Origin of the sequence: Falsiroseomonas sp., from assembly GCF_041690465.1 — a bacterium.
Taxonomy (GTDB): Bacteria; Pseudomonadota; Alphaproteobacteria; order Acetobacterales; family Acetobacteraceae; genus Falsiroseomonas.
Genome location: NZ_JAWLHG010000016.1, coordinates 96,229 through 108,145, shown reverse-complemented (window position 1 = coordinate 108,145; position 11,917 = coordinate 96,229). Strand labels below are relative to the sequence as shown.

Sequence of the window (11,917 nt, the reverse complement as noted above, 5' to 3'; positions counted from 1 at the left end):
GGCCGAGCCGCCGGCGGCGAAGGGGCAGATCAGCCGCAGCGGGCGCGAGGGAAAGCCCTGCGCGAGGGCCGGCAGGGGCAGGGCGAGCGCCGCGGCCATCAGGCCGCGGCGGGACAGCGTCATGGTCATGGGCTACTGCAGCCTCACACCCGTGGCCCGCACCACCTCGCCCCAGGACGCGTGGGTGGAGCGCATGAAAGCCACGAAGTCGGCCTGCGTGCTGCCCACCACGCGCCCGCCCTGTGCGACGAGCTGGTTGCGCGTCTCGGGGTCCTGCAGCGCTTCGCGGGCGGCGGCGACGAGCTTGGCGGTGCGGTCGGCGGGAATGCCCGCGGGGCCGAATATGCCGTACCAGGTTTCGCTGACCATGCCCGGCACGGTGGATTGTGCTGTGGGCAGGTCGGGCAGCAGCGGCAGCGGCTCGGCCGAGGTCACGGCCAGCGCAGGCACCGTGCCGGCGCGGACATGGCCGAGCAGCGCCGGCACGTCGGCGGCGAGGATCTGGATGCGTCCGGCGAGCAGATCGGTCACGGCCGGCGCCGCGCCGCCATAGGGCACGTGCAGAATGTCGATGCCGGCGCGCAGCTTCAGCATCTCGCCTGCCATGTGCAGCGAGGAGCCGATGCCGGCCGAGCCGAAGGAGAGCTGCCCCGGCCGCGCCTTCGCCATCGCCACCAGCTCCGCGAGGTTCTTCGGGCCGAGATTCGGGGCGGTGCAAACGATCTGCGGGACGCTCAGCACCTGCGTGATCGGCGTCAGGTCCTTTAGCGGATCATAGGGCATGCGCGGCTGCAGATGCGGCTGAATGACGATGGCGCCGCTGCTCGCCAGAACCAGCGTCTGGCCATCCGGCCGTGACTTCGCGGTCACGTCCACCCCGATCAGCCCGCCGGCGCCGGCGCGCGACTCCACCACGACGGGCACGCCGAGCTTCGTGCCCATGGTCCGGCCCACGATGCGTGCGATGGTGTCGGCCGGACCGCCCGCGGCGAAGGGCACGATCAGCCGCACCGGTCCGTCGGGGAAGCCCTGCGCGTGTGCCGTTCCGGCCAAGGCCGGCAGCGCCAGCGCCGACAACACAGCCCTGCGTGCAATTGTCATGGTGTCCTCCCTTTCCCTATTGGTCATCGAAGCCGAACAGCGCGGCGGGATTCTCCACCAGGATCCTCCGCGCGAGCCTGTCGTCGCCGAGCCACGACAGGAACAGGTCGAGCATGGCGCCTGCATCCGGTGCGGGTTCCATGCGGACATAGGGCCAGTCCGAGCCCCACAGGATGCGATCCGGATTGGCCGCGACGGCAGCGTCCTGCAAGGGGCGTAGCGCCTCCAGGCCGGCGTCGCCGCGTGGCAGCCGGCAGAGCGTCGCCTTCAGCCAGATCTCGTTCGCGCGCAGGTGGCGCAGCAGCGCCGCGAAGGCCGGATCGTCCGCGCCGGAGGGCATGCCCATGTGGTCCACCACCAGCGGCACGCCGAGCGGCACGAGTTGGGGCAGCAGTTCCGCGCACTGTGCCGCGCTCGCCCAGAGATGCGCCTGCCAGCCCAGCGCGCGCAGCCGCGGCGCCAGCGCGTGCAGCGCCTCGACCCCGATGGCGCCAGGGTAGCGCCCGCTGCCCCCTGGCGCCCGCATCTCGACGAAGCGCAGCGCACGTATGCCGGCTTCATGCCACGCTTGCAGCGTGGCGTCGCTCACGCTGTCGTCGGCGATCATCACGCCACGCAGCCGACCGGCGTCGCGTCGCAGCGCGTCGAGCATGCAGGCCGGATCCCGGCCATAGGGCGCCGGCTGCACCAGGACCGCCCGTTGCAGCCCGAGCCGCGCGCGCATTGCCGCATGGACTTCGAGCGGAGCCTCGGGCAGCGGATAGGGCGCAGGGCCGGCGGCGAACTCCGCCCCGCCGAAGACATGCGTGTGCGTGTCGCAGGCACCCGCCGGCACGGGCCGGCGCGGCGCCGAAACCGCGGGAGCGACGACACGGGTGGTCACGGTGCGTCCCTCGGCGGAAGCGCGAATAGCCCCTCGGGCGGCGCTTGCAGCGGCTCGACCGCGCCATCGGGCAGGGGAACGCCATGCGCGTTCAGCGTCATCGACACCATCGTGTAGTAGCCGACCAGCGCCGTCAGCTCGACGACGCCCTTCACGCCGAAGGCCTCCACCGCGGCGCGGTAGGTGTCCTCCCGCACGCCGCCATCGTGCTGCAGGTCGCGCACGAAGTCGTACACAAGAGCCTCGTCGGCGGCATCGAAAGCGGGCGGACGGCCTTCGCGTATCGCATCCAGGATGGCCGGTGCAATGCCGTTCTCGGCAGCGGCGCGGGCATGCACCCACCATTCCACCTGACTGCTCCAGCGCCGCCCGGTGGCGGCGATCGCCAGCTCCGAGAGGCGCTTCGGCAGCGAGGTGTTGAAGCGCAGCGCCTCGCCCAGCGCGGACCAGCGTCTGGCGAGCTCGGCATTGTGGATCGCCGCGCGGAGCGGACCGATCACCTGGCCGCGCGGCCCGGAGACGACGCTGTCCCAGACGGTGCGCTGCGCCTCGTCAAGCTCGTCGCGACCGGGCAGGGGGATGCGCGGCGCCATCAGACGATACCCTTCTCGGCCAGCATCGTGCGCTGCTCCGCGGTGACGCCGAGTTCGTCGAGCACCTCCTGCGTGTGCTGGCCGAGCGTCGGCGGTGCGCGGTCGAAGCGGAGCGGCGCGTCCTGCATGCGGATCGGGCTGACCACCTGCGGCACGCTGCCCGCCAGCGGATGCGGCAGGTGGCAAAGCATTTCCCGGTGCTGCACCTGCGGATCCGCGAAGACATCGGGCACGGTGTTGATCGGACCGCACGGCACGCCGGCGGCATCGAGCAGCGCGGTCAGCTCGGCGCGGGTGAAGTCCTGGAACCGCGCAGCGAGCAGCGGGCTCAGCTCGGCCTCGTTCCGTACACGGTCGGCGTTGCGGACGAAGCGCGCATCTCTCGCCCAATCCGGCCGGCCAATCGCCTCGCACAGCTTGACGAACTGCCCATCATTGCCGACGGCCAGCACGATGTGGCCGTCCCGTGCGGGGAAGACGTCCTGCGGCTGGATGTTCGGGTGGCGGTTGCCCGCGCGGTGCGGCACCTTTCCGCCGACCAGCCAGTTCATCGCCTGGTTGGCCAGGAACCCTGCCTGCACGTCGAGCATGGCGAGGTCGATCGTCTCGCCTTCGCCGGTCCGCTCGCGCTTCGCCACGGCGGCGAGGATCGCGACGGCGGCGTACATGCCGGTCATCAGGTCCACGATCGGCAGGCCGACCTTCTGCGGCGTGCCGTCGCGCTCGCCGGTCAGGCTCATCAGCCCGCCCATCGCCTGGATCATGAAGTCGTAGGCCGCCTGGTCACGCCGCGGACCGTCCTGCCCGAAGCCGGTGACGGAGCAGTATATGAGCTCGGGCTTCAGCGCGCGCAGGCTGGCTGCATCGAGGCCGTACTTGGACAGCGCGCCGGCCTTGAAGTTCTCCACCACCACGTCGCAGCGTTCCGCCAGCTGCCGTGCCAGCGCCTGGCCTTCCGGCTTTGCGATGTCAAGCGTCACGGACCGCTTGCCGCGATTGACGGCCAGGAAATACCCGGCTTCGCGCGTCGGCTTGCCATCCGTGTCGGCCAGGAAGGGTGGGCCCCAGCTGCGCGTGTCGTCGCCGGCGCCGGGGCGCTCGATCTTGATGACGTCGGCACCGAGGTCGGCGAGGATCTGCGTCGCCCAGGGGGCGGCCATGATGCGCCCGAGATCGAGCACGCGGATATGCGAGAGCGGTCCGGCCATCGGCGTCAGCCGTCCACCACGGGGTTCGCCCGCATCGAAGGGCGTTCCGCGAACCGGCGCTGCCAGGCCGAGAAGTGCGGGCAGCGTTCGCGCCAGCCGAGCTGCGGGAAACGGAAATCCATGTAGTCGCCGACGATCGCTGTGGTGATCTGCGCCAGCCCGACGGGTGCCTCGGCGATCCGTTCGATCTCCGCTTCCAGCGCGGCAAGCACGGCATCGGTCTTGAGCGTGAACGCTTCGACCAAGGCTGCCAGCGGCTGCGGCTTCTCGCGTTCGTTCCGCCACAGGATGAGCAGGTCGAGGAAGCCATCGGCCAGCGCGTGCCGCCGCAATTCCTGCCACCGTGCCGGGCCTGCCGGCGGGATCAGCTTCCCGCCGCCCGCCAGGTGGTCGAGATACTCGCAGATGACATGGCTGCCGTAGAGGACCGTGCCGTCCTCCAGCACCATGGTGGGAATCTTGGCGAGGGGGTTCTCCGGCATCAGCGCGCGCGCCGGGTTGGTCATGGCGGCGACAGTGCGCATGGTCTGGATGCGGTCCGCCAGCCCCAGCTCATGCGCCGCGACCATCACCTTGCGCACGAAGGGCGAGCGCGGGGACCAGTGCAGCTTCATCATCGCCGCCGCGGCGCGATCCGCGCCCTCCCTGGAATGTGCCTATAGGTCAGTCCTATGACTTAATCTGGAAACGCTGCCGGCGTCCAGCCCCAGCCAGTGACGCCGGGCATTGTGCCATGGGGATAGCCGCGCCATGATCACTGAAAGGTCAGTCCAGTGACCTTTTTGGACAGGGAGACGCATCGCCTGATGGCCATCACCTACGAGGCCGTGAAGGATCTCTCGGCGCGCCTCTACGACTGGTCGCTGCGCCGCGTGCCGGAGGACACCAAGGACGGGCTGCGCCGCGCGCTCGAGACCGAGACGCAGGAAGGCGCGCGACGCGTGCTGCAGATGATGCTCGGCAGCGCGCAGCGCGCCGAGCAGGAGGAGCGCTTCATCTGCTCCGATGCCGGCGTGCCCGTCTATCACGTCACCCTCGGTACCGCGGCGAGGCTCGAAGGAGACATCAAGCAGGCGATCTCGGACGGTTTCGACGAACTGGTCGCCAGCATCAAGCCGCCGCTTCTCAAGCATGTCACAAACCCCCTGACCAACGAGCGCGGCTACAAGGGCAAGGACATGCCGCTGGTGACCTGGGATGTCGCAGGCGGTGCGGATTGGGTGGAGATCCTCTGCCAGCCCAAGGCCTTGGGCTCGGGCCGCTGGGCGGCGTTGGAAACCTTCTCCTTCCCCTCGCTGGCGGACATCGAAGCCTATGTCATGCGCGTGGTGATGCAGGCGGGATCGCAGCATTGCCCGCCGGTGATCATCGGCGTCGGCATCGGTGGCAGCTTCGACGTGGCGGCGCGCATCGCCAGCAAGGCGACGATGCGCAAGGTGGGCAGCACGAATCCCGAGCCCGTGCTGGCGGCGATGGAGGAGCGGCTGCTGCGCGCGGTGAACGCCACCGGCTTCGGCCCGATGGGCACCGGCGGCGACACCACGGCGCTTGCCGTGCATGTGGATTACGCCTCCGGCCATGGCTACACGCCGGTGGCGGTCTGCTTCAACTGCTGGATCAACCGCCGGACCCGTGCGCGCCTGCACGCCGATGGCACGGTGGAGCGCATGGAATGAGCGAGTTCCGTCGCATCCGCATGCCGATGTCGTACGACGAGGCGCGCAGCCTGCGCGCCGGCGACATGGTGCTGCTGGACGGGGAGATCGTGATCACCGCCGGCCTGCCGACGCATCAGCGCCTGATCGCCTGCATCGAGGAGGGCCACAATCCGCCCATCGCGCTTGCCGGCGGCTCGCTGCTGCATCTCGGCTCCTACAGCCGCGACACCGCCGATGGCGGGCTCGAGGTGCTGTACATGAACCCAACCACCAGCACGCGCTTCAACCCGCTGATGCCGCGCCTGATCCGGCATTTCGGCCTGACGGCGGTGGGCGGCAAGGGCGGGCTCGACGCCGCCTGCGCGGAGGCGATGGCCGAGGTCGGCTGCGTCTATTTCTCGTTCCTCGGCGGCGGCGCGCCGCTGCATTCCTCCGCCATCCGCGCCGTGCGCGAGGTGGCGTGGAACGACCTGGTTGCGCACTACCGCCTCGTTCGCCTGGCGGTGGACGGACTCGGCCCGGTGACGGTCGGCATCGATGCGCATGGCAACAGCCTGTTCCGCGACCTGCAGCAGCAGGCGGAGACGCGGATGCCCGCGATCCTCGACCGCCTGGCGAAGGACCGCGGCGCGACCGGTTGACGTCGCGCGCCGCAACGGCATTCTCGCTCCCTTGCGATCAGAGAGGGGAAGGCGAGCCATGTCCGACGACTACCAGCGGCGCAGCTACGGCAGCGTGGGCGTCGGCTTCGGGCAGAAGCCGGGCATCGTCGTCGTGGACTTCATGCTGGCCTTCACCGATCCGCAATATCCGCTCGGCGGCGCACCGCTGGTGCTGCGCGCGCTGGAGAATACGCGCCGCCTGCTCGATGTGGCGCGGCGCTACGACGTGCCGGTGGCCAACTGCAACACCGCCTACATGAACCAGCGCGAGATGCCATATTGGAAGATCTCGGCGGTGCGCGAAACCTTCCTGCACGACCACCCGAGCGCGCCGATCGACCCGCGCGTGCACGACCCGTCCTACGACCTCACCGTGTGCAAGAAGGGGCCGTCCATCTTCTTCAACACGGGCGTGGCCGACTACTTCACCAAGGAGCGCGTGGATACGGTGATCGTGACCGGCTGCAATACCAGCGGCTGCATCCGCGCGACCGCAATCGACAGCTTCAGCTACCGCTACCGCACGATCGTGCCGGAGGATTGTGTCGGCGACATCGAGGAGCAGCCACATCGCGACAACCTGCGCGACATCGGCCGCCGCTATGTGGACGTGACCGATCTGGCAAGCGTGCTCTCGCAGTTGGAGGCATGGCGACACCGCAATTCCTGAGCGGGATGCGCAGGATCGATTTGCGAGGTTTCGCAGGATTGTGCGACGCGGCCGCTCTCCGTATGAGACGACTGCCCCCCGCGTCGCAGGCCAGTGCATCGGGCCGGGGAAGTGGCTTGGTGGTGACGGAACGTGCGAAGAAGACGGGATCGCAGCCGACAGACGCAGAGGGCCCTGCTGCAGAGCGGCAAGTGGCTGTTGATCATCGGCGTCTTCGTGGCGATCGGCTATGGCGCGCACGAGACGGGGACGCGGCTTGCGCGGCTGGACGTGCAGCGTCTGGAGCGGGATCTCGCCGAGGTCGCGCAGCAGCGGGCCGCGCTGCAGGAACAGAATGCCAGGCTGCGCGCAGAACTCGACGACGCACAGGCCGCAAATCGGCACCTGCAGCAACGCTACGACGCCGAGGTTCCGCGCGGCGGCGCCGCCGACGTCATGGCTGCTGCCCGCGTGCGCCTCGCGGCCGGCCTCGATGCGGTCCGCCTGCGCCAGGTGATAGAGAACGCGGAGCAGTTGCGTCGGTGCGACGGCGCAGGCATCTCGCGCCGCTTCCGGATCGGCGTCGGCAGCCGGGCGACGGAGGAGGATTCCACCAGCTTCGCGGAAGGCATGATCCGCGTCAGCGCACTGGTGCCGGTGGTAAGCGACAACCTTGCGGGCACCACCACCGTGACCTTCTCGGGCCTCGGCAGCGGCGGGGAACGCAGCGCCACCGGCCTGCCAGCCGAGCACCTCTTCGTGCTCGATAACCGTGCGCTGCGCCTGCGGGTTACGGAGAGCACGGTTCGCGGCTTCGCAACCGCGACGCTCACCACCTGCCGCCCGGAGTGATGCTGCGCGGCAAGGCGTCAGAAGATCACCGGCTCGTCCACTGGCCCGCCGAACTCGGTCTTGAGGAAGTCGAAGTCGCAGCCCTCATGCGCCTGGCGAATGTGGCGGCTGAACATCCATCCGTAGCCGCGGCCGAAGCGCGGCGGCGGCGGCGTCCAGGCGGCGCGGCGCCGCGCCAGCTCGTCCTCCGGCACGCGCATGTTGATCGAGCGCGCCGGCACGTCCACCTCCACGATGTCGCCGGTGCGCAATAGCGCAAAGGGCCCGCCGACGTAGCTTTCCGGCGACACGTGCAGGACGCAGGCGCCGTAGCTCGTGCCGGACATGCGCGCGTCCGACAGGCGCAGCATGTCGCGATGGCCCCGCTTCAGCAGCGCCTTCGGCATCGGCAGCATGCCCCATTCCGGCATGCCGGGCCCGCCGAGCGGGCCCGCATTGCGCAGCACCAGCACATGGTCCGGCGTGATGTCGAGCGTCTCGTCGTCCACCGCCGCCTTGAGGCTCGGGTAGTCATCGAACACCAGCGCCGGGCCGGCATGCTTCAGGAAGCGGGGATCCATCGCGGATGGCTTGATGACGCAACCCTCGGGCGCAAGGTTGCCCTTCAGCACCGCCAGCGCGCCCTCGGCGTAGATCGGATTGTCGAGCGGGCGGATGACGTCGTCGTTGAACACCTTCGCGCCGGCGACGTTCTCGCCCAGGCTACGTCCGGTGCAGGTGAGCGCCGTGGCATCGAGATGCGCCCGGATCCGCTCCATCAGCGCCCGGATGCCGCCGGCGTAGTAGAAATCCTCCATCAGGTAGGTGGAGCCGGACGGGCGGACATTGCCGATCACCGGCACCTCGCGGCTCAGCCGCTCGAACTCGTCGAGGCCGAAGTCGCCATGGCCGGCGCGACGGGCGAGTGCGATCAGGTGGATCAGCGCATTGGTCGAGCAGCCCATCGCCATCGCCACCGCCACCGCGTTCAGGCACGCGGCGCGCGTGGCGATGCGGGACGGCACCAGATCCTCCCACACCATGTCCACGATGCGCCGGCCGGTCGCGGCGGACAGGCGCGGATGGTTGGAATCCGGCGCCGGCACGGAGGAGAAGCCGGGAAGGGTGAAGCCCAGCGCCTCGATGATCGCGGTCATCGTGCTGGCGGTGCCCATCGTCATGCAGGTGCCGTGGCTGCGGGCGATGCCACGCTCGACGCCCGCCCAGTCCTCGGGCGTGATGGTGCCGGCGCGCAGCTCCTCCCAGTATTTGAAGCTGTCGGAGCCGGAGCCGAGCACCTTGCCGTTCCAGTTGCCGCGCAGCATCGGTCCCGCCGGCAGGAAGATCGTGGGCACGCCGGCCGAAAGCGCGCCGAGCAGCAGGCCCGGGCCGGTCTTGTCGCAGCCGCCCATCAGTACGGCGCCGTCGACCGGCAGGCTGCGGATCTGCTCCTCTGCCTCCATCGCCAGCATGTTGCGATAGAACATGGTGGTCGGCTTCATGAAGTTCTCGGGCAGCGCCAGCGAGGGCAGCTCGATCGGCAGCCCGCCCGCCTGCAGCACGCCCTTCTTCACGTCCTCCACCCGCGACCGGAAATGCTGGTGGCAGGGGTTGATGTCCGACCAGGTGTTGAGGATCCCGATCACCGGCTTCCCGGCCCAGTCCTCCTCCGACCAGCCCATCTGCATCGCGCGGGAGCGGTGCCCGAAGGAGCGGAAATCCGCCGGCCCGAACCAGCGGCGGCTGCGCAGCTCCTCCGGAGCCTTCACGCGCGGCAAGGGTGAGTTGGTCATCGTCACGGCAATCCTCCGGCGGCAGAAGGGGGCCCGCCGCGGGCAGCATAGTGTCCGGGACGCCGCCTTGGGAGGGGAGGCACGGCGAGCCGATGGAACCGCGCCCATGCCATGCCGCGTTAGGGGAATGCCGCGCGGGCGACCGGCGACATGAATGCAGGTGGAAGGCGAGGCATGGACGAGCGGAAGCGCGCTGCGGGTATGGGGGTCGCCGCTGGCGCGATCGGGACCCTGTTGGTCATCGGCATAGCCGGTCTGGCCGTGGTGTATACCGGCGCATACAACGTTGCCGCGACCGAGGAGCACGCAGCCTTCACGCGCTGGGCCTTCGACACGACCTTTCACAACTCGGTCGAGCGCCGCGCCGCCGATGTCGCCGATCCCGGCGGCGTGACGCCCGAGATGATCGCGGCCGGCGCGCAGGCCTACAAGGCGATGTGCCAGCACTGCCATGCCGGCCCGGGCGTCGAGCGCGCCGCCTGGGCGAGCGGCATGCGGCCGAGGCCGCCGCATCTCGCCGAAGCCGCCGCCACGTGGGAGCCACGAGAGGTGTTCTGGCTCGTCAGGCACGGTGTGAAGATGTCGGGGATGCCGGCATTCGGGCCGAGCCATGACGATCGGACAATCTGGAGCATCGCCGCCTTCGTGAAGGAACTGCCGGCGATGACGCCCGACCGCTATGCGTCGCTCGGTGGTGACGGCGCGGGCGGCCAGGCGAACTGACGGGGCGCATCGGATGGGAATGTCGTACTGGCGCTTCGCCGCGATGATCGCGACTTCCACGGTCGTGATGTACGGGCTGATGTACCTCAACACCTACGCCTTCGAGCATGTGTTCTGGAGCGAGACCCGCGCCTGGATGGCGCTCGTCATGGGGGCGTGCATGGCGGTGATCATGCTCGGCTTCATGCTCGGAATGTACCGGAATCGCACGGTAAACCTCGCCATCTTCGCGGGTGCCGCCGCCGTCTTCGCTCTCGCCCTGTGGCTGGTGCGCAGCCAGGCGACCGTGAACGACATCGAGTATATGAAGGCAATGATTCCGCATCATTCGATCGCCATCCTGACGAGCGAGCGCGCGCAGATCTCGGACCCCCGCGTGCGCAAGCTCGCCCAGGAGATCATAGAGGCGCAGGAGCGCGAGATCGCCGAGATGAAATACCTGGTGATGGACCTGGAGGCGCGGGATTGATGGCGCGTCTTGTCCCACGCCAGCCATGGCATTTGCCGCTCATCGTGGCCGCGACGCTCGCCGCATGCGACGAGGGGGCGGCGCCGGACGATGCGGTGCGGTCCGGGCATGCGCCGGAAATCGCCGCGATCCTGCCCGCGGAGGAGGCGCTGGCCAACGCGCCGGTCGCGCATCTCGATCCCGCCACGCTGAATGACGCGGAGATCCGCAAGGCGATCGGGACCGGCCCACTATGCGCCTTCCACTACACGCGGGCCGGCAATCCGGTCGTCGCGATGCAGGCGGGCGCGGCGCCTGCCGGCGTCGTCAAGCTGAACGGCCATCTCATCCTGCTCGAAGCGTCGGGCGAGGCCGGCGGCGATGCCGCGGCGCGCAGCCTGGTTCTTGCCGCCGGGCCGGTTCGTCTGCGGGTGATCGCGCCGCCGCAGGGTGCCGACATCCAGGCAGCGACCATGCTGTTCGAGGTCGGGCAGGACCTCACCGTCGGCTATCGCGGCTATCTCGGCTGCCCTCCGGAATCGCCTGTCGCGTCGCCGCGTCCCTGACCCCCCCCGGCCCACTTTCGCGCCCCTCCGTTTGGCGCGATCCTACCGCGCAAGGAAGGCGGGCCGCGTCGGCTCGCCTGCAAGACAAGCCGGAGGGCAGCATGGACATCGTTGATCTGAGCCGGGAAATCTTCCACCGCACGCAGACGCATCCCTCGCATCCGCCGGTGGTGATGACGGTCTGGAACGACCACGGCGAGAAGAAGGTCGCCGGCAACACCGTGTTCACCAGCAAGGCGCTGTCCATTGCGTTCAGTGACCACGCCGGCACCCATGTGGATGCGCCGGTGCACTTCGACCCGCGGCCCGGCGCGCTCTCGATCGACCAGGTGCCGCTCGAGAAGTTCTACACCTCCGGCATCTGCCTCGACCTGTCGCATGTGCCGCTCAAGCACGCGATCACCGTGCCGGAGATGGAGGCCGCGCTCGCCGCATCGGGGCAGGAGATCCGGCCTGGGGATACCGTGCTGCTGCACATGGCGGTGAACGACAGGCTGCTCGGCAAGCCGGGCTACCTTCACGACTTTCCGGGCCTTGCGCTCGAATCGGTGCATTGGCTGGCAGACCGCGGCATCGGCATGTTCGGCGTCGAGGCGATCAGCCCCGCCCCGGAAGGCGAGCCGAACTTCCTTGCGCACATGGCGTGCGCGGAGCGCGGCATCACGCACATGGAATGCCTGGCGAACCTCGACAGGCTGATCGGCCGCGGCCGTTTCCGCTTCATCGGCTTCCCGTTGAAGATCCGCGGCGGCACGGCAAGCCCGATCCGCGCCGTCGCCATCTTCGAATAGGGCAGGGGGCC

The 11,917-nt window shown here is 69.4% G+C and carries 14 protein-coding genes; 8 read left to right on the top strand and 6 right to left on the bottom strand.

The window, feature by feature from the left end; all coding sequences use genetic code 11:
- Positions 1-132: 132 nt before the first annotated feature.
- Genes ACESM1_RS16810 through ACESM1_RS16790 form a run of 5 tightly spaced genes read right to left on the bottom strand, consistent with a single transcriptional unit; the run spans position 133 to position 4,402 of the window.
- The gene (locus ACESM1_RS16810; RefSeq protein ID WP_372621962.1) at positions 133-1,101 is read right to left on the bottom strand and encodes a Bug family tripartite tricarboxylate transporter substrate binding protein; all 969 of its coding nucleotides are present in this window, start codon (positions 1,099-1,101) and stop codon (positions 133-135) included.
- Between the two features lie 16 nt (positions 1,102-1,117).
- Entirely contained in the window at positions 1,118-1,984 is an 867-nt protein-coding gene (locus ACESM1_RS16805) for an amidohydrolase family protein (protein WP_372621960.1), read from the bottom strand.
- Complete coding sequence (locus tag ACESM1_RS16800; protein WP_372621958.1) at positions 1,981-2,577, bottom strand: carboxymuconolactone decarboxylase family protein; 597 nt, start codon at positions 2,575-2,577, stop codon at positions 1,981-1,983. The genes ACESM1_RS16805 and ACESM1_RS16800 overlap by 4 nt, the downstream gene beginning before the upstream one ends.
- Positions 2,577-3,785 (bottom strand): CaiB/BaiF CoA transferase family protein, encoded by a 1,209-nt coding sequence (locus ACESM1_RS16795; RefSeq protein ID WP_372621957.1) that lies wholly within the window; start codon positions 3,783-3,785, stop codon positions 2,577-2,579. The genes ACESM1_RS16800 and ACESM1_RS16795 overlap by 1 nt, the downstream gene beginning before the upstream one ends.
- Positions 3,786-3,790: 5 nt before the next feature.
- The gene (locus tag ACESM1_RS16790) at positions 3,791-4,402 is read right to left on the bottom strand and encodes a glutathione S-transferase family protein (RefSeq protein WP_372621955.1); all 612 of its coding nucleotides are present in this window, start codon (positions 4,400-4,402) and stop codon (positions 3,791-3,793) included.
- Between the two features lie 189 nt (positions 4,403-4,591).
- On the opposite strand from ACESM1_RS16790, the gene ACESM1_RS16785 reads away from it, so the two are divergent.
- The 4 genes from ACESM1_RS16785 (at position 4,592) to ACESM1_RS16770 (ending at position 7,606) form a co-directional block, all read left to right on the top strand.
- The gene (locus ACESM1_RS16785) at positions 4,592-5,461 is read left to right on the top strand and encodes a fumarate hydratase (protein WP_372621953.1); all 870 of its coding nucleotides are present in this window, start codon (positions 4,592-4,594) and stop codon (positions 5,459-5,461) included.
- A complete protein-coding gene (locus ACESM1_RS16780) occupies positions 5,458-6,084 on the top strand; it encodes a fumarate hydratase C-terminal domain-containing protein (RefSeq protein ID WP_372621951.1) in 627 nt (208 codons plus the stop codon). The genes ACESM1_RS16785 and ACESM1_RS16780 overlap by 4 nt, the downstream gene beginning before the upstream one ends.
- A gap of 58 nt (positions 6,085-6,142) precedes the next feature.
- Complete coding sequence (locus tag ACESM1_RS16775) at positions 6,143-6,775, top strand: isochorismatase family protein (RefSeq protein ID WP_372621949.1); 633 nt, start codon at positions 6,143-6,145, stop codon at positions 6,773-6,775.
- Between the two features lie 198 nt (positions 6,776-6,973).
- Positions 6,974-7,606, top strand: coding sequence for a hypothetical protein (locus tag ACESM1_RS16770; RefSeq protein ID WP_372621947.1), 633 nt, complete (start codon positions 6,974-6,976; stop codon positions 7,604-7,606).
- 17 nt (positions 7,607-7,623) lie between these two features.
- Here ACESM1_RS16770 and araD read toward each other — a convergent pair whose 3' ends face one another.
- Positions 7,624-9,378 carry an L-arabinonate dehydratase gene (gene araD, locus ACESM1_RS16765; RefSeq protein WP_372621945.1) on the bottom strand — a complete coding sequence of 585 codons (1,755 nt, stop codon included), beginning with the start codon at positions 9,376-9,378 and terminating at the stop codon, positions 7,624-7,626.
- Positions 9,379-9,552: 174 nt separating this feature from the next.
- Between araD and ACESM1_RS16760 the strand changes: the two genes are divergently transcribed.
- The 4 genes from ACESM1_RS16760 to ACESM1_RS16745 all read left to right on the top strand — a co-directional run bounded on the left by ACESM1_RS16760 (position 9,553) and on the right by ACESM1_RS16745 (position 11,906).
- Positions 9,553-10,101 carry a c-type cytochrome gene (locus tag ACESM1_RS16760; RefSeq protein ID WP_372621943.1) on the top strand — a complete coding sequence of 183 codons (549 nt, stop codon included), beginning with the start codon at positions 9,553-9,555 and terminating at the stop codon, positions 10,099-10,101.
- A gap of 19 nt (positions 10,102-10,120) precedes the next feature.
- Entirely contained in the window at positions 10,121-10,570 is a 450-nt protein-coding gene (locus tag ACESM1_RS16755) for a DUF305 domain-containing protein (RefSeq protein WP_372621942.1), read from the top strand.
- The gene (locus tag ACESM1_RS16750) at positions 10,570-11,115 is read left to right on the top strand and encodes a DUF6692 family protein (protein ID WP_372621940.1); all 546 of its coding nucleotides are present in this window, start codon (positions 10,570-10,572) and stop codon (positions 11,113-11,115) included. Before ACESM1_RS16755 ends, ACESM1_RS16750 begins: the two co-directional genes overlap by 1 nt.
- A gap of 101 nt (positions 11,116-11,216) precedes the next feature.
- Positions 11,217-11,906: a cyclase family protein gene (locus ACESM1_RS16745; RefSeq protein ID WP_372621938.1), complete on the top strand. Its 690-nt coding sequence runs from the start codon at positions 11,217-11,219 to the stop codon at positions 11,904-11,906.
- Positions 11,907-11,917 lie beyond the last annotated feature (11 nt).

Excerpts from the sequence above, each read along its gene's own strand:
- ACESM1_RS16760 (WP_372621943.1), top strand. The coding sequence starts at position 9,553 with ATGGACGAGCGGAAGCGCGCTGCGGGTATGGGGGTCGCCGCTGGCGCG.
- ACESM1_RS16790 (WP_372621955.1), bottom strand. The coding sequence starts at position 4,402 with ATGATGAAGCTGCACTGGTCCCCGCGCTCGCCCTTCGTGCGCAAGGTG.
- ACESM1_RS16745 (WP_372621938.1), top strand. The coding sequence starts at position 11,217 with ATGGACATCGTTGATCTGAGCCGGGAAATCTTCCACCGCACGCAGACG.
- araD (WP_372621945.1), bottom strand. The coding sequence starts at position 9,378 with ATGACCAACTCACCCTTGCCGCGCGTGAAGGCTCCGGAGGAGCTGCGC.
- ACESM1_RS16775 (WP_372621949.1), top strand. The coding sequence starts at position 6,143 with ATGTCCGACGACTACCAGCGGCGCAGCTACGGCAGCGTGGGCGTCGGC.
- ACESM1_RS16810 (WP_372621962.1), bottom strand. The coding sequence starts at position 1,101 with ATGACAATTGCACGCAGGGCTGTGTTGTCGGCGCTGGCGCTGCCGGCC.
- ACESM1_RS16800 (WP_372621958.1), bottom strand. The coding sequence starts at position 2,577 with ATGGCGCCGCGCATCCCCCTGCCCGGTCGCGACGAGCTTGACGAGGCG.
- ACESM1_RS16750 (WP_372621940.1), top strand. The coding sequence starts at position 10,570 with ATGGCGCGTCTTGTCCCACGCCAGCCATGGCATTTGCCGCTCATCGTG.
- ACESM1_RS16785 (WP_372621953.1), top strand. The coding sequence starts at position 4,592 with ATGGCCATCACCTACGAGGCCGTGAAGGATCTCTCGGCGCGCCTCTAC.
- ACESM1_RS16780 (WP_372621951.1), top strand. The coding sequence starts at position 5,458 with ATGAGCGAGTTCCGTCGCATCCGCATGCCGATGTCGTACGACGAGGCG.
- ACESM1_RS16755 (WP_372621942.1), top strand. The coding sequence starts at position 10,121 with ATGTCGTACTGGCGCTTCGCCGCGATGATCGCGACTTCCACGGTCGTG.
- ACESM1_RS16795 (WP_372621957.1), bottom strand. The coding sequence starts at position 3,785 with ATGGCCGGACCGCTCTCGCATATCCGCGTGCTCGATCTCGGGCGCATC.